This is a genomic window from Lentzea sp. HUAS12, assembly GCF_024125735.1.
Classification (GTDB): domain Bacteria; phylum Actinomycetota; class Actinomycetes; order Mycobacteriales; family Pseudonocardiaceae; genus Lentzea; species Lentzea albida.
This window is the reverse complement of record NZ_CP099738.1, coordinates 3,924,031-3,938,091: the sequence shown is the minus strand read 5'-3', so window position 1 is coordinate 3,938,091 and position 14,061 is coordinate 3,924,031. Positions and strand designations below refer to the sequence as shown.

Here is a 14,061-nt window from a genome sequence, read left to right as displayed (position 1 = left end):
AAGCACCGGGGGCGGTTCGTTCAGCGCGAAGACGATCAGACGTCGAGCGTCCAGCTGTTCAACGTGCCGGTGTCCAGGAACGCCGCGTCGCGCACGCGCAGCGTCCAGGTGCCGTTGGCGGCCTCACCCGAGAGGTTGCGGGTGTAGGTCTCGTTGATGTTGTCGGCCGAGCCGCCGGTGCGGTTGTGCAGGTTGTAGACCGAACCGTCCGGTGCGACCAGGTCGACCACGAGGTCGCCCTTGTAGGTGTGGGTGATGGCGACCGCGATCGTGGCGGTGGCCGACGCGTTGCCCGCGCAGCCGGAGACGACGATCGTGCTGGTCACGGTGGAGAGGTCACCGATGGCGACGGGGGTCGAGTTGGTCTTGGCGTCACAGCTGCCGCCGACCGCGTTGACCACCCACGAGAACGTGGCCGAGCCGGTCTTGCCGGCCGCGTCGGTCACGGTCGCGGTGACGGTCGAGGTGCCCGCGGTGGTCGGGGTGCCGGAGATGGCGCCCGACGAGCTCGCCGAGAGGCCGGCCGGCAGGCCCGAGACGGACCACGTGTACGGCGCGGTGCCGCCGGAGGCCGCGAGCTGCAGCGACGCCGCGGTGCCGACCGTGGAGGTCTGCGTGCCGGGGTTGGTCACCGAGGGGTTGCCGGGCTGGGGGTCGCCGCCGAAGAGCGTGTAGAGCAGCTTGTTCGGCGAGCCCGATCCCGGGCTGGTGATCTTGTTCGGGGTGGAGGCCGCGCTCAGGCCGGACCAGACGGCGGCCGGGCTGTCGGTCGGGTGCGTGGCGAGCCACAGGGCAGCCGCGCCCGCGACGTGCGGGGTGGCCATCGACGTGCCCGAGATGTTGTTCGTGGCGGTGTCGTTGGTGTTCCACGCCGACACGATGTTCGAGCCCGGGGCGAAGATGTCCGTGCAGGTGCCGTAGTTCGAGAACGACGAACGCGCGTCGGTGTTCGTCGAGGAGTTGACCGTGATGGCCTCGGTGACGCGTGCGGGCGAGGTGCTGCAGGCGTCGGTGTTCGAGTTGCCGGACGCGATCGCGTAGGTCACGCCGGACGCGATGGAACGGCGCACGGCCGCGTCCAGGGTGGCGTCCGCGCCACCGCCGAGCGACATGTTGGCGACGGCCGGCTTGACCGCGTTCGCCGTCACCCAGTCGATGCCGCCGACGACACCGGCGGTGGTGCCGGAACCGGAGCAGTTCAGCACCTTGACGGCGACGACCTTCGCGGCCTTCGCGAGGCCGTACTGCGAGCCCGCGATGGTGCCGGCGACGTGCGTGCCGTGACCGTTGCAGTCGCTGTTGTTGCCGTCACCGGAGGTGTTGGTGCCCCACGTCGCACGGCCGCCGAACGTGGTGTGCGTGGTGCGCACACCGGTGTCGATGACGTACGCCGTCACGTTGGACGCCGTGGTGTCGTACTGGTAGCTGTTGCTCAGCGGGAGGTCGCGCTGGTCGACGCGGTCCTGGCCCCACGACGGCGGGTTCTGCTGGACGTCGAGCGCGTGCACCTCGGCGTCCTGCTGGACGAACGCGACCTTCGGGTCCGCGGCGAGCCTGGCGGCCTGCTTGGCCGTCATCTTCACCGAGAAGCCGTTGAGCGCGTGCTGCCAGACCTGACCGACCTGGCCGCCGTACTTGCTCGCCAGGCCCGGCGCGGCGGCCCTCGACGCCGTGTCGGCCTTCAGCGAGACGATGTAGCTGTCCTTCACGACGTCGGCGCGGTCGGCGCCGAGAATCGTCCCCACGTTTTCTTGAGCGGAAGCGGCTGGAACCACAGCGGCGGCCAGACACACGGCGGCAGCGGCTGTGAGTCCCGCACCCAAGACTCTTCGCATGGCAGGGTTTCTCCCTCGTGCAGGGAACAGGGTGTCCAGCACGCTAGACCTAAACCGCAGGTCAGAGGGATACGCCAGCGAGTGCGAACTGTTGACAGATTTGACGTTTCGTGTCAAGGCGAATGGTCGCTCTGCGTCACGGAAATAGGCCGGGAGAACGAATTTGCATTCCCTATATCAACCCGGGCGCCGCGAGGTCCACCCCTCGATCGACCCTACCGTCCGGTAAGCACGCCGAAGTAGCGTCGCCCAGACGGAGGAACGAACTGATCGGGCAGTTCGACCGCCTGGGGACGCCTGTCATCCGGTGTCGTGCGAGCTGTGTTGCAGCACAGCTGATCTCCTCATCGCGGTTGCCCGGTCCGGCGTTACACCGGCCCTGCAGAAAAAACCGAAGATCAAGGAGAAGTGCCTATGAAGCGCATGGCTGTCGCGGCTGTGGCTGTTCTGACGGGTGCACTCGCGGCCACGGCATCCCCTGCCGCCGTCGCCGCACCGCAACCGTCGGCCGACCTGCTCGCCGCGATGCAGCGCGACCTCGGACTGGACGCCCAGCAGGCGGCGGAGAGGCTGCGCCAGGAGAGCGCGGCCGCGGTCCTGCAGCGTGTCGTGGAGGGGTACGCGGGCGAGAGCTACGGCGGCGCGTGGTTCGACGCGTCCTCCGGCAAGCTCGTCGTGGGCGTGACCGACACGGCCAAGACCGACCGGCTCCGCAAGCTCGGCGCGGAGCCCCGCACGGTCGCGCACAAGGCCTCTGACCTGGACGCGGCCAAGGCGAAGCTGGACGCGTCCCAGGCCCCGGCCGAGGTCACCGGCTGGTACGTGGACACGAAGGCGAACGCGGTGACGATCACCGTCAAGCGCGGCCAGACCGGTGCGGCGCAGTCGCTGGTGGAGAAGGCGGGCGCTGTCGCGAAGGTCGTCGAGACCGACGAGGCGCCGCGGCTGTTCAAGGACACCCGCGGCGGCGACGCCTACTACATCAACAACGCCGGACGCTGCTCCGTCGGCTTCGCGGTCGACGGCGGGTTCGTCTCCGCCGGCCACTGCGGGTCGCCCGGCGACACGGTGACCGGTGTCGACAAGACGGCGATGGGCGAGTTCGAGAAGTCGTCCTTCCCGGGCAACGACTACTCGTTCGTGCGCACCAACTCGTCGTGGACCTCCACGCCGAAGGTCAACCACTACGGCGGTTCCGACGTGATCGTCTCCGGTCACACCGAGTCCGCCGTGGGCGCCTCGATCTGCCGTTCCGGCTCGACCACGGGCTGGCACTGCGGCGAGGTCCAGGCGAAGAGCCAGACCGTGAACTACCAGGAGGGCTCGGTCAGCGGCCTCACGCGCACGAACGTGTGCGCGGAGCCCGGTGACTCGGGTGGCTCGTGGGTCAGCGGCACGCAGGCGCAGGGCGTCACCTCGGGTGGCTCCGGCGACTGCACCAGCGGCGGCACGACCTACTACCAGCCGGTCAACGAGATCCTCGAGGCCTACGGCCTGACCCTCACGACGGGCTGATCCACCTGGCCCGATAGGTCGTGACCAGGGTGCCCGGCGCGTTCGCGTGCCGGGCACCCGGCACGAGTTCGGTGCGCAGGGGCACGAAGTACCTCTCCAGCGCGAGCCGCAGGAGCTCCTCGTTGTCGGGGTCGGCCTCGCGCGCCAGGATCAGCACGCCGTTCGGCTGCAGTGCGCTGTGGAGCTGTGGTGCGGTTTCGCGGACGTACACGTGAAGAAACGACATGGGCATTCCCGGGGCTGAGTCGCGAAGAGGACGTGCGAAGGAGGGCGAACGCCGGTCCGGCGTCGCCCTCATGCCCTCAAGTCACGCGAGATGGCAGCCCACTGGGCAAGATCGTAGGGACTAGCCCTGACGCTCTTCCAGCCACTTTTCGCGGTGCGCGCGCCACCGGTCCAGCAACGAGCCCAGCTCGCCGTGCACGAACCGGAAGAACTCGCGCGTCTCGTCCAGCCGGGCTCCCGCCGCGGAGTCCGAGCCGAGCGCGTCGACGCCCTCGCCGAGCACCTCGTCGATCATGCCGAGCATCTGGTCCTTGCGGAACGTCGTCTCGTACCAGACGTTGTCGCGCATCCGGAACACGTCACGGCGTGATCCGGGCTCACGCTCCCGGCTGACGATCTGCACGGTCGTGAGGTAGCGCACCGCGCCCGACACCGCCGCCGGGGAGATCTGCAGCAGCTCGGCGATCTCGGCCGCGGTGAGCCGCCCGGAGTCCGTCGTCAGCAGCGCCGCGAGGATGCGAGCCGGCATGCGGGGCACGCCGGTGTCCGCCAGGATCCCGCCGAACCGCTCGACGAACTGGCTCACCGCCTGCGTGTCACGCTCCGTAGTACTCGTCACGGCGGCATCATCCCTTTCGTCAGCCGATCGGGCAAAATTTACACGCTTCACGAAGTTGTGAAAGAAGCGTAGCTTACCGCCCATGACATCTGCGATATCCGTGTCGGGCCTGGTGAAGACCTTCGGCCCGACGCGTGCACTGGACGACCTGAACCTGGACGTCCAGACCGGCGAGGTGCACGGCTTCCTCGGGCCGAACGGCTCCGGCAAGTCGACGACGATCCGGATCCTCCTCGGCCTGCTGCGTGCCGACTCCGGCACCGCGCGGCTGCTCGGCGGCGACCCGTGGAAGGACACCGCGGCTCTGCACCGCCGGCTCGCCTACGTCCCCGGCGACGTGAACCTCTGGCCCAACCTGACCGGTGGCGAGGTCATCGACCTGCTCGGACGGCTCCGCGGCGGCGTGAACAAGGCCCGCCGCGCGGAGCTCCTGGAGCGCTTCGAGCTCGACCCGCGCAAGAAGGGCCGCACCTACTCCAAGGGCAACCGGCAGAAGGTCGCGCTGGTCGCGGCCCTGTCGAGCGACGTCGAGCTGCTGATCCTCGACGAGCCGACGTCGGGTCTCGACCCGTTGATGGAGGCCGTCTTCCAGGACTGCATCAACGACGAACGCGAGCGCGGCCGCACCGTGCTGCTGTCGAGCCACATCCTCGCCGAGGTCGAGGCCCTGTGCGACCGGGTGAGCATCATCCGGGGCGGCCACGTCGTCGAGACCGGCACGCTCGCCGACCTGCGGCACCTCACCCGCACCTCGATCTCCGCCGAGCTCGCGGCCCCGCCGAACGGGCTCGCGTCCCTGGCCGGCGTGCACGACCTCGTGGCCGAGGGCAACCGGGTCAAGTTCGAGGTCGACTCGGACCAGCTCGACCCGGTCCTCAAGCAGCTCGTGGCCACGGGCGTGCGCACGCTGACCTCGCAGCCGCCCACGCTGGAGGAGCTGTTCCTGCGCCACTACGAGGACGCGAAATGATCGGCACGCTGCACCTCGTCCGGCTCGCCCTGCGCCGCGACCGGATCCTGCTGCCCGTCTGGGTCCTGTTCCTGGTCGGCGTCACGTACTCCACGACGACGGCCCTCGAGGAGCTGTACAGCGGCGCCGAGGCACGCGCGCAGCTCGGCGTCACCGCGAACGCCAACTCCGCCTTCCTCGCGATGCTCGGGCCGCTGCACGACTGGTCGTCGCTCGGTGGTCTGGTGGTGTGGCGCTGGGGCGTCTTCTCCGGCCTGTTCATCGCGATCATGGCCATGCTCGTCGTCACGCGGCACACGCGCGCAGAAGAAGAGGCCGGTCGCACGGAACTCATCAGCGCGGGCGTCGTCGGACGGCACGCGCCACTCGCCGCCGCCGTGGTGGTCGCGGGTGGCACGAGCCTGCTGATCGGGCTCCTGCAGGCGGTGGCGCTGATCGGCAAGGACCTGGACGCGGCGGGCTCGTTCGCGTTCGGACTGTCCACGGCGAGCGTCGGGCTGGTGTTCACCGGCGTCAGCGCGTTCACCGCGCAGCTCTCGGAGAACTCGCGCGTGTCCAACGCGATCGCGGGCGGGTTCCTGGGCGTGATCTACCTGCTGCGCGCGGCCGGCGACGCGGCGGGGGAGTCCGGTCCGCAGTGGCTGACCTGGTTCTCGCCGATCGGCTGGACCGAGCACGTGAGGTCGTTCGGCGACAACAGGTTCTGGGTGCTGCTGCTCCCGCTCGCCGCGTTCGTGCTCCTCGTCGGCGTGTCCGCGTACGTCGTGACGCGCCGGGACGTCGGCCTCGGGTTGCTGGCGACCCGCCTCGGCCCTCCCGAGGGCACGACCGGCACCGCGTTCGGCCTGGCGTGGCGGCTGCAGAAGGGCTCGTTGATCGGCTGGTCCGTCGCCCTGTTCGCGGTGGGCGTGATCTACGGCAGCGTCGCCCAGGCCGTGGGGCAGATGGTGGAGGACAACCCCGCGCTCGGGCAGATCGTGCAGACGATCGGCGGCGCCGACGCGATGGTGGACGCGTTCTTCGCGACCGTCACGCAGCTGCTGGGCCTGATCTCGTCCATCTACCTGGTGCAGGCGGTGCTGCGGCTGCGGTCGGAGGAGACCTCGCTCCGCGCGGAGCCGATTCTCGCGACGCCGGTCTCGCGGTGGGCCTGGGTCGCGTCGCACGCGGTGTTCGCGCTGGTGGGAGGCGCGGTCGTGCTGGCCTCGGCCGGTCTGGGCCTGGGACTGGTGTACGGGCTGCAGGTCGACGACGTCGGCACGGTGCTGCCCGAGATGCTCGGCGCGGCACTGGTCCAGCTCCCCGCCGCCTGGGTGGTCGCGGGCGTGGCGCTGCTGCTGTTCGGGGCGTTCCCCCAGTTCACGGGCGTGAGCTGGGCGGTGGTGTCGGTGTCGCTGGTGCTCACGCTGCTCGGCCCGGCGCTGCGGCTCGACCAGTGGGTCATCGACCTCTCGCCGTTCACGCACGTCCCGAAGTACCCGGACATCACCTTCGGGCCGCTCGCGTGGCTCACCGGGGTGGCGGTGGTGCTGCTGGTCGCGGGATTCGCCGGCTTCCGGCGCCGCGACCTGACAACGTGACGATCGCGGGGATGGTGACCAGCAGGCCCGCCGGGACGAGGAACCCCAGCAGCGGGTGGGACTGGTAGAGAGGGACGAACGCCAGCGGGGCGGCCGCGGCACCCATGAAGCGCAGCGACTGCACGACGCTGACGCTGCCGCCCCTGTTGGCGCTCTCGCTCTGCAGCACCAGCGCGTTGATGCTCACCAGCACGCCTTGGGCGGCAGCTCCGGTGAGGGCCCAGGCGAGGACGACCAGGGCCGTGAAGGGCGTCGTGCCGACCGCCGCGACGAGACCCGCGCCGAGCGTCGCGGCGACGGTGATGGTCGTCCGCGCGCCGAACCGGTCGATCGCCTTGCCGATGTACCGCGCGGTCAGGAAGCCGACGACGCCGAAGCCCGTGAGCAGCACACCGCGCTGGCCCGCGCCGAGCCCGAAGACGTCGTCGAGCCGGAACGCCACGAGGAACGACAACCCGCCCAGGCACGCCCAGCCGATGAACCCGACGAGCGCCGGCCAGAGCGTGCTCGGCACGAACGCGCTGCGCAGGCTCGCGTCCCGTTCCGGTTCGGCGTCGGTCTGCGGCACGCCCAGCACCGCGAGCCCGACGGCCACCACGGCGATCACGACGAACGCGAGCCGCCAGTCGATCTCGGCGGTGAGCCCGCCGACGAGCGGCGCGGAGGTCTGTCCGGCCGCCTGCATGGACCCGAACAGCCCGAGTGCGCGCCCGAGCTTCTCCTTCGGCGTCGACGCGGCGATCACCGCCAGCAGCACCGGTGTGGTGAACGAGTTCGCCGCGCCCTGCAGCGCGCGGGAGGTCAGCAGCACCTCGAACGTCCAGGAGGACGCGGCCAGGGCGGACGTGACGGCGTAGGCGATGTACGCGATCCGGACAGTCCGTTGTGGACCCCAGCGCTGCGCGAGCGTGCCGGAAGCCAGCATCAGCACCGCGAACGGCACGAGGTAGTAGGTGAGCGTGGACGCCGCCGAGCCCGCGGACCGGCCGAAGCTCTCACCGATCTCCGGCAGGATCGACGTGGTGATGGCGCCGCCGAACGGCCCGATCAAGGCGCCCGCGTACAGCCCGGCGCGTGCCAACCGTCCCACCCGACACCTCCGCCGCCCACCCTAGGCGGACGAGCGGCGGAGATCCCCGAAAAGTGGTTAGTGTCGCTAAGTTTTAGCCGCGGATCTTGCCGGCGACCGCCCTCGTCGTGTCCTGCACGCCGTAGAGGTTGTCCTGGAACGACTCCCTGAAGTCGTTCATGGCCGTGTGAGGGCCGTTCTCCCCGACGGAGTCGACGGAGGAGATGGGAGCTGCACTGGCGGGAGACACGGCCAACAGCACGCCGCCGCCCGCAGCGAGACCGACAGCGATCTTGCGCACGAGAGACACGGTGGTTCCTGTCTGGAGATGGATCTTGCTACCCATTCCTCGGCGCCGGGAAACCTCGGCTCGATCACTCGGAAGCGTGAAAAAGCCGTCCCGGCCCAAATGACCGGAACGGCTTCTGACCTGCGTCGAGCTAGCGAGGACCGGCGGACGGCCAGCCCGGCCCACGACCGCGGCGGCGCAGGTAGCGCTCGAACTCCGCGGCGATGTCGTCGCCGGACGCCTCGGTGATCTGCATGGCCGCGTCCCCGCGCTCCTCGAGGGCCCGGACGTAGTTGCGCACGTCCTCGTCCTCGTCGGCCATCTCGGAGACCGTGCGCTCCCACTCCTCGGCCTGCTCCGGCAGCGCGCCGAGCGGCACCTCGATGTCGAGGACCTCCTCCACGCGGTGCAGCAGGGCCAGCGTGGCCTTGGGGGAGGGCGGCTGCGACACGTAGTGCGGGACGGCGGCCCAGAACGAGATCGCCGGGATGCCCGCCTGCACGCACGCGTCCTGGAACACGCCGACGATGCCGGTCGGGCCCTCGTACTTCGAGTGCTCCAGGCCGAACCTCTCGGCGGCGTCCGGGTCGTAGGCCGTGCCGGTGACCGGGACCGGGCGGGTGTGGGGCGTGTCCATCAGCAGCGCGCCCAGCGTCACGACGGTCGTCACCCCGAGGGCGTCGATGTGGCCCAGCAGTTCGGCGGCGAACTTGCGCCACCGCATGTTCGGCTCGATGCCGTGCACGAGGATCACGTCCACGTCCGAACCGGGAGGCCGGCACACCGACAGCCGCGTCGTCGGCCAGTCGACCCTGCGCGTGACGCCGTCGACCATGCGGACGGTCGGGCGCGTCACCTGGAAGTCGTAGTAGTCGTCCGGGTCGATCTCGGCGAGCGGGGTGGCGTCCCAGGTGAGTTGGAGGTGCTCGATCGCGGTGCTCGCGGCGTCGCCCGCGTCGTTCCAGCCTTCGAAGGCGCAGACCATGATCGGACTCGTGAGCGGAACGCGCGGGTTCGAGGGGGTCGGGGATTCCTGGGACGGATCGTTCACGGCGCCAGACTACGGCCTCCCCCGGTCAACTCATCGTAGGCTTGGCCCATGCGTGATCACGAAGCGCCGACCTCGCGGAAAGCGCTGGTGAGCGGCGTTGTCGCAGCCGTCCGGCGCGACCACGTATCGTGAGTGGGGCCCTCGGGCGGCACCGTCGCCGCCGGAACACCACCGACGCCTTCGTGGCGCACCACCCGGAGGCGGAGTACTTCGATGTCTGACTTGCAGGCCGTGCTGTGGGACATGGACGGCACGCTGCTCGACTCCGAGAAGCTGTGGGACATCCCGCTCTACGAGTACGCGGAGAAGCTCGGCGGCGTGCTGACCGTCGAGACCCGCGAGCGCATGGTCGGCAGCAACGTGCCCACCACGATGCGCCTGCTGTTCGGTGACGTCGGCATCGAGCCCACCGAGGCCGACATGGCCGACGGAGCCGCGTGGATCCTGCGCCGCACCGAGGAGGTCTTCCGCGCCGGCCTGCCGTGGCGTCCGGGTGCCCAGGAGGCGTTGCGCGCGGTGCGTTCCTCCGGCGTGCCGATGGCGTTGGTGACGTCCACCGAGCGCGGGCTGACCGAGGTCGCGCTGGACACGATCGGCCGGGACCTGTTCGACGTCACCGTGTGCGGCGACGAGGTGGACGGGCTGAACAAGCCGCTGCCCGAGCCTTACCTGAAGGCGGCGCGGCTGCTGGGCGTGGACGCCTCGCGGTGTGTCGCGGTCGAGGACTCGCCGACCGGTGTCGCGGCCGCGGTGGCCGCCGGGTGCACCGTGCTCGTCGTGCCCTGCGACGTCGAGGTGCCGGTGGGGGAGCGGCGGATCTTCCGCGACTCCCTCACCGGCGTCGACCTCGACGTGCTGCGCGCGCTCTAAAGCGCGGCGGCGGGCGTCTTCGCCTTGCGCGTGGCCGGGTCCACCAGCAGGCCGAACACCACGCCGATGCCGACGTAGAGCGTGGCCAGCTGGGCGAGCGAGCTGAGGCGGAACTGCCACAGCACGGTCACCGGCATGTCCGCCGGGATCGTGTCCGGCGGTGCGGGGAACGCCAGCAGCACCACCGCCGTGGCCGCGGCCACGGCGAGCAGCACGGCCGTGGCGCGCACCGGCTGCGACTGCGCGCGCAGCTGTTCGGCGAGCAGGCTCGCACCCCACACGATCACCAGGCCCGCGACCACCACGCCCAGGTACAGCGCGGTGCGGTGGTTCACCGTCTCCGGGTCGCCCACCGCGGGCGGGTTGGCCGGGTACTTCAGCCACGGCAGCAGCGCCACGGCACCGAACACCGCGGCACCGAACGTGGCGCTGCGGGTGAACGGCGTGCTGCCGGAGAACCAGCGCTTCGACAGCGCGTAGGCCGTGGCGAACACCAGGCCGACCGCGATGCCGACGATCACCACGCCGAGCATGCCGCCGACGACCTGGGCGCCGCGGCTGACCAGCTCGTCCTCGCCGCCGTGGGTGTGGCCGGCCTCTTCACCGGCGGGTGCGCGAGCTTCCTCGACCGCGAGCGCCGCTCGGATCGGGATCTCGGTCACCAGGAGCTGCACCAGCGCGGACGCGACACCGGCGATGCCGCCGGCCGCGATCCCGCACAGTGCGATGGACTTGTACGTCGTCATCTGCTTGATCAGCGGTGCCGGATCAGTGGCAGGGGACGCCGAGGGCGTGGCGGCCGTCGTGGAAGAACTCGTGCAGCAACTCGGATCCCGCGCCGAGCGCGAGGCCGTTCTCCTGCAGGACCAGGTAGGTGACGATCAGGCCGAGCAGTGAGACGGCGAAGGCCCATTTGGGCACGCGGACGGCGGACAGGCTTGCTGCGGGGCTCGTCATGACGGGCTCCTCCATACCTCGTGGAAGGTCAACTCTCCTTGCGGCGCCGCAGCCGGTCTCCTGACTCCCGGATCAACGCTGCCCCCGCGTCTTCCCAGTCCCGGCGGGGACCAGTGACGTGCTCGGCGGGGATCGCTTCCCGGTCACAGTGGCGAGGACCGCGCCGGATTTCCACCGGCTTCCCGTCACTGCGGCGCGTGCACCGTAAGTTGATCGGCCCGTTAAGCACAACCGGCCATAAGAGTTGTTGCGTTCCTCACTTCACGAGTGGGCAGTCGCCGCACTTCCCACCTGCGGCGACGCGGTAGTACAGGCAACAGCTCCTGCGCCGGAAACCGAGCTCGCCGGGAAAGCTCAGAAATTCCCCCGCCTGTTCGAACGGCGGCGCGCTCATGAGCAGTTCGCCCCGTTCTTCCGCTTCTTCCGCCGTGAGCATGCGTGCGCGCACAACCATTTTCAGTGCCCCCGCGATGTTGGACATCGCGTTGCCCCACAACAATCCGGTCGCCACCGGGGCGACCGCCTGGACGGCTTCCACCACGGGCGCGAGCGCCTCGGCGGCCGGCGGGCCCAGCCGCGGCTCGTCGATCCGGACGCTCAGGCCGTTCGCGGGATCGTGTCGCCACCACAGGTTCTCGGGGCGGACGTCGACGGGCAGGTTCGCGGCCGTCAGCGGGCTGAGCAGCCGTGCCGTGTAGCTCAGGAAGAACAGGCTCGCCGCGACACGGGGTTCGTCGGTTCTGTACCGGATCGCGATGGCGTCGATCGTGGTCTTGAGCGCCGGGCCCTCCAGCAGTGCCGTTCCCGGCAGCCAGGACTCGTTCGGACGGCCCACGTCGAGCGCGAAGAACGGGTTGATTCCGCGCACCCGGCGCAGCGCGTGCAGGACCTCCGCGAATTCGGACACGGGAATTCACGCTACCGGGTGTCCATGCAGGACAGATCACGTCCACCGCCTGGGACAGATGAGACCGCGGTGTGGACGGGGGTCGCCGGGATGGGAGGATGTGGAGCCGTGAAGACCTTCGATTCCCTGTTCGCTGAACTGACCGAACGAGCCGCCACCAAGCCGGAAGGTTCCGGCACCGTCGCCGCGCTCGAGGCCGGGGTCCATGCGCAGGGCAAGAAGGTCCTGGAGGAGGCGGGCGAGGTCTGGATCGCCGCCGAGTACGAGTCCGACGAGAAGCTCTCCGAAGAGATCTCGCAGCTGCTCTACCGCCTCCAGGTGCTCATGCTGGGCCGTGGGCTCACCCTCGAAGACGTGTACAAGTACCTCTGACGGAAAAGACCTCCACATGCTGCGCGTAGCAGTCCCGAACAAGGGCGCGCTCGCCGAACGCGCCTCCGCCATGCTCACCGAGGCCGGTTACCGGCAGCGGCACGAGCCCCGCGACCTCACCGTGCTCGACAACAACAACGAGGTCGAGTTCTTCTTCCTGCGCCCCAAGGACATCGCGATCTACGTGGCGTCCGGTGACCTGGACCTCGGCATCACCGGCCGCGACCTGGCCGCCGACTCGGGCGCCGACGACAACGGCTCCTCCGTCGAGGAGCTGCTGGCACTGGGCTTCGGCTCGTCGACCTTCCGCTACGCGGGCCCCCGCGGCACCGACTGGAAGGTCGAGGACCTGGAGGGCAAGCGCCTCGCCACGGCGTACCCCAAGCTCGTCGGCCGCGACCTCAAGGCCCGCGGCATCACCGCGAAGGTGATCCGCCTCGACGGCGCCGTCGAGATCTCGATCCAGCTGGGCGTGGCCGACCTGATCGCCGACGTGGTGGGCTCCGGCCGCACCCTGCGCCAGCACGACCTGGTGCCGTTCGGCGAGCCGATCTGCGAGTCGGAGGCGGTCCTCATCCACCGCAACGGCTCGGAGCTCACGGCGGCCAAGAAGCAGCTCACCGCCCGTCTGCAGGGTGTCGTGTTCGCGCAGCAGTACCTGATGCTCGACTACGACTGCCCGCGCTCGATCCTCGACGAGGCCATCGCCCTCACCCCGGGCCTGGAGTCGCCGACGGTCGCGCCGCTCGCCAACGCCGACTGGGCGGCCGTGCGGGCGATGGTGTCGCGCAAGGAGGCGAACAAGGTGATGGACGAGCTGGCCGCCATCGGCGCCAAGGCCGTGCTGGCCTCGGACATCCGGTTCTGCCGCCTGTGATCACGGAGCACGCCCTGCTCGACGTCCTGCCGGGCTCCGAGCAGGACTTCGAGTGGGCGTTCGGCGAGGCGCGGGAGCTGATCTCCGCCTCGCCGGGCTTCCGCGGCCTGGAACTGCTGCGGTGCCTGGAAACGCCCTCGCGCTACCTGCTGCTCGTGCGCTGGGACTCGGTCGAGGCGCACGAGGTCGGATTCCGGCAGGGGCCGTCCTACGAGCGGTGGTCGTCGTTGCTGCACCGCTTCTACTCGCCGTTCCCGGTGGTCTCCCACTTCGAGAGCGCGCTGAGCACCTCGTCGTCCGTGGTCTGATCGAAGCTCTCGTACCAGCGGCTCACGGACTGGAAGTGCTTCGGCGTCAGGACGGCGATCACCGGGGTGCTGAACGTCCTGAGCGACTCCCGGGCGGCCACGGGCACGGCCAGCGTGACGCTCTTCGGTGCGCGCTGGGCGATCCAGAGCAGTGCCGCTCGGGCGGTGACGCCGGTCGCCAGGCCGTCGTCCACGAGGATGACGTCGCGGTTCTCGACGGTGAGCGGCTTGGCGCCGCGGTAGAGGAGCGTGCGCCGCTGTGCCTCTTTGCGCTCTTCGTCGCAGGTGCGGCCCAGTTGTTCCTCGGTGAGGTTCAGCGCTCGGAGTGCCCTCGGGTCGTAGATCGGCTCGCTGTCGGCCGTCACCGCTCCCACGCCGTACTCGGGGTGCCCTGGCGCGCCGATCTTGCGCGCGACGACGACGTCGAGTTCGGCTTCGAGGCGGCTCGCCACCTCCCGCGCGACCGGGACACCGCCTCGGGGCAGGCCCAGGACCAGCGGGTCGTGCCAGGGGAGACCGGCGAGTCGCGCTGCCAGGGCGCGGCCCGCTTCCTGCCGGTTCGCGAACCTCTTCACAGTCCCGTTGACGCTACGCGCCTGCCGTCGGGGGAGGCGAGC

Annotated in this window: 17 protein-coding genes and 1 riboswitch; of the genes, 7 read left to right on the top strand and 10 right to left on the bottom strand. The window is 70.2% G+C overall.

From position 1 onward, the window contains the following. Positions 1-35: 35 nt before the first annotated feature. Positions 36-1,835, bottom strand: a complete 1,800-nt coding sequence (locus ND450_RS17225) for a S8 family serine peptidase (protein ID WP_253327121.1) — start codon at positions 1,833-1,835, stop codon at positions 36-38. 414 nt (positions 1,836-2,249) lie between these two features. Between ND450_RS17225 and ND450_RS17220 the strand changes: the two genes are divergently transcribed. Then, complete coding sequence (locus tag ND450_RS17220) at positions 2,250-3,350, top strand: S1 family peptidase (RefSeq protein WP_253327120.1); 1,101 nt, start codon at positions 2,250-2,252, stop codon at positions 3,348-3,350. On the opposite strand, the gene ND450_RS17215 is transcribed toward ND450_RS17220, so the two are convergent. Together ND450_RS17215 and ND450_RS17210 are read right to left on the bottom strand one after the other, a co-directional pair. Continuing rightward, the gene (locus ND450_RS17215; protein WP_253327119.1) at positions 3,337-3,576 is read right to left on the bottom strand and encodes a hypothetical protein; all 240 of its coding nucleotides are present in this window, start codon (positions 3,574-3,576) and stop codon (positions 3,337-3,339) included. The two genes, ND450_RS17220 and ND450_RS17215, sit on opposite strands and share 14 nt — an antisense overlap. 120 nt (positions 3,577-3,696) lie before the next feature. Continuing rightward, the gene (locus ND450_RS17210; RefSeq protein WP_253327118.1) at positions 3,697-4,194 is read right to left on the bottom strand and encodes a GbsR/MarR family transcriptional regulator; all 498 of its coding nucleotides are present in this window, start codon (positions 4,192-4,194) and stop codon (positions 3,697-3,699) included. A gap of 82 nt (positions 4,195-4,276) precedes the next feature. Between ND450_RS17210 and ND450_RS17205 the strand changes: the two genes are divergently transcribed. Together ND450_RS17205 and ND450_RS17200 are read left to right on the top strand one after the other, a co-directional pair. After that, a complete protein-coding gene (locus ND450_RS17205) occupies positions 4,277-5,164 on the top strand; it encodes an ABC transporter ATP-binding protein (protein WP_253327117.1) in 888 nt (295 codons plus the stop codon). Further along, positions 5,161-6,744, top strand: coding sequence for an ABC transporter permease (locus ND450_RS17200; RefSeq protein ID WP_253327116.1), 1,584 nt, complete (start codon positions 5,161-5,163; stop codon positions 6,742-6,744). The genes ND450_RS17205 and ND450_RS17200 overlap by 4 nt, the downstream gene beginning before the upstream one ends. Here the strand turns inward: ND450_RS17200 and ND450_RS17195 are convergent. From ND450_RS17195 to ND450_RS17185, 3 genes are all read right to left on the bottom strand, one after another. Beyond that, positions 6,674-7,834: an MFS transporter gene (locus ND450_RS17195; protein WP_253327115.1), complete on the bottom strand. Its 1,161-nt coding sequence runs from the start codon at positions 7,832-7,834 to the stop codon at positions 6,674-6,676. The genes ND450_RS17200 and ND450_RS17195 overlap by 71 nt on opposite strands. 73 nt (positions 7,835-7,907) lie before the next feature. Next, the gene (locus tag ND450_RS17190; RefSeq protein ID WP_253327114.1) at positions 7,908-8,114 is read right to left on the bottom strand and encodes a hypothetical protein; all 207 of its coding nucleotides are present in this window, start codon (positions 8,112-8,114) and stop codon (positions 7,908-7,910) included. A 139-nt stretch (positions 8,115-8,253) separates the two neighbouring features. After that, entirely contained in the window at positions 8,254-9,153 is a 900-nt protein-coding gene (locus ND450_RS17185; protein WP_089912103.1) for a PAC2 family protein, read from the bottom strand. A 213-nt stretch (positions 9,154-9,366) separates the two neighbouring features. On the opposite strand from ND450_RS17185, the gene ND450_RS17180 reads away from it, so the two are divergent. Then, positions 9,367-10,023, top strand: coding sequence for an HAD family phosphatase (locus ND450_RS17180; protein WP_253327113.1), 657 nt, complete (start codon positions 9,367-9,369; stop codon positions 10,021-10,023). On the opposite strand, the gene ND450_RS17175 is transcribed toward ND450_RS17180, so the two are convergent. The 3 genes from ND450_RS17175 to ND450_RS17165 form a co-directional block, all read right to left on the bottom strand. Then, positions 10,020-10,769, bottom strand: coding sequence for a CbtA family protein (locus tag ND450_RS17175; protein WP_253327112.1), 750 nt, complete (start codon positions 10,767-10,769; stop codon positions 10,020-10,022). The two genes, ND450_RS17180 and ND450_RS17175, sit on opposite strands and share 4 nt — an antisense overlap. Before the next feature lie 22 nt (positions 10,770-10,791). After that, positions 10,792-10,980 (bottom strand): CbtB-domain containing protein, encoded by a 189-nt coding sequence (locus ND450_RS17170; protein ID WP_177229632.1) that lies wholly within the window; start codon positions 10,978-10,980, stop codon positions 10,792-10,794. Between the two features lie 53 nt (positions 10,981-11,033). Further along, positions 11,034-11,166, bottom strand: a riboswitch (cobalamin riboswitch). 70 nt (positions 11,167-11,236) lie between these two features. Next, the gene (locus ND450_RS17165) at positions 11,237-11,887 is read right to left on the bottom strand and encodes a (2Fe-2S)-binding protein (RefSeq protein ID WP_253327111.1); all 651 of its coding nucleotides are present in this window, start codon (positions 11,885-11,887) and stop codon (positions 11,237-11,239) included. A 108-nt stretch (positions 11,888-11,995) separates the two neighbouring features. Between ND450_RS17165 and ND450_RS17160 the strand changes: the two genes are divergently transcribed. Genes ND450_RS17160 through ND450_RS17150 form a run of 3 tightly spaced genes read left to right on the top strand, consistent with a single transcriptional unit; the run spans position 11,996 to position 13,444 of the window. After that, the gene (locus tag ND450_RS17160) at positions 11,996-12,259 is read left to right on the top strand and encodes a phosphoribosyl-ATP diphosphatase (protein WP_089912086.1); all 264 of its coding nucleotides are present in this window, start codon (positions 11,996-11,998) and stop codon (positions 12,257-12,259) included. A 16-nt stretch (positions 12,260-12,275) separates the two neighbouring features. After that, complete coding sequence (gene hisG, locus ND450_RS17155; protein WP_253327110.1) at positions 12,276-13,136, top strand: ATP phosphoribosyltransferase; 861 nt, start codon at positions 12,276-12,278, stop codon at positions 13,134-13,136. After that, complete coding sequence (locus tag ND450_RS17150; RefSeq protein WP_253327109.1) at positions 13,133-13,444, top strand: antibiotic biosynthesis monooxygenase; 312 nt, start codon at positions 13,133-13,135, stop codon at positions 13,442-13,444. The genes hisG and ND450_RS17150 overlap by 4 nt, the downstream gene beginning before the upstream one ends. On the opposite strand, the gene ND450_RS17145 is transcribed toward ND450_RS17150, so the two are convergent. Next, a complete protein-coding gene (locus ND450_RS17145; RefSeq protein WP_253327108.1) occupies positions 13,378-14,019 on the bottom strand; it encodes a phosphoribosyltransferase in 642 nt (213 codons plus the stop codon). The two genes, ND450_RS17150 and ND450_RS17145, sit on opposite strands and share 67 nt — an antisense overlap. Positions 14,020-14,061: the final 42 nt, after the last annotated feature.

Coding starts and splice junctions, on each gene's coding strand:
- ND450_RS17225 (WP_253327121.1), bottom strand. CDS start 1,835: ATGCGAAGAGTCTTGGGTGCGGGACTCACAGCCGCTGCCGCCGTGTGT.
- ND450_RS17220 (WP_253327120.1), top strand. CDS start 2,250: ATGAAGCGCATGGCTGTCGCGGCTGTGGCTGTTCTGACGGGTGCACTC.
- ND450_RS17215 (WP_253327119.1), bottom strand. CDS start 3,576: ATGTCGTTTCTTCACGTGTACGTCCGCGAAACCGCACCACAGCTCCAC.
- ND450_RS17205 (WP_253327117.1), top strand. CDS start 4,277: ATGACATCTGCGATATCCGTGTCGGGCCTGGTGAAGACCTTCGGCCCG.
- ND450_RS17200 (WP_253327116.1), top strand. CDS start 5,161: ATGATCGGCACGCTGCACCTCGTCCGGCTCGCCCTGCGCCGCGACCGG.
- ND450_RS17180 (WP_253327113.1), top strand. CDS start 9,367: ATGTCTGACTTGCAGGCCGTGCTGTGGGACATGGACGGCACGCTGCTC.
- ND450_RS17175 (WP_253327112.1), bottom strand. CDS start 10,769: ATGACGACGTACAAGTCCATCGCACTGTGCGGGATCGCGGCCGGCGGC.
- ND450_RS17170 (WP_177229632.1), bottom strand. CDS start 10,980: ATGACGAGCCCCGCAGCAAGCCTGTCCGCCGTCCGCGTGCCCAAATGG.
- hisG (WP_253327110.1), top strand. CDS start 12,276: ATGCTGCGCGTAGCAGTCCCGAACAAGGGCGCGCTCGCCGAACGCGCC.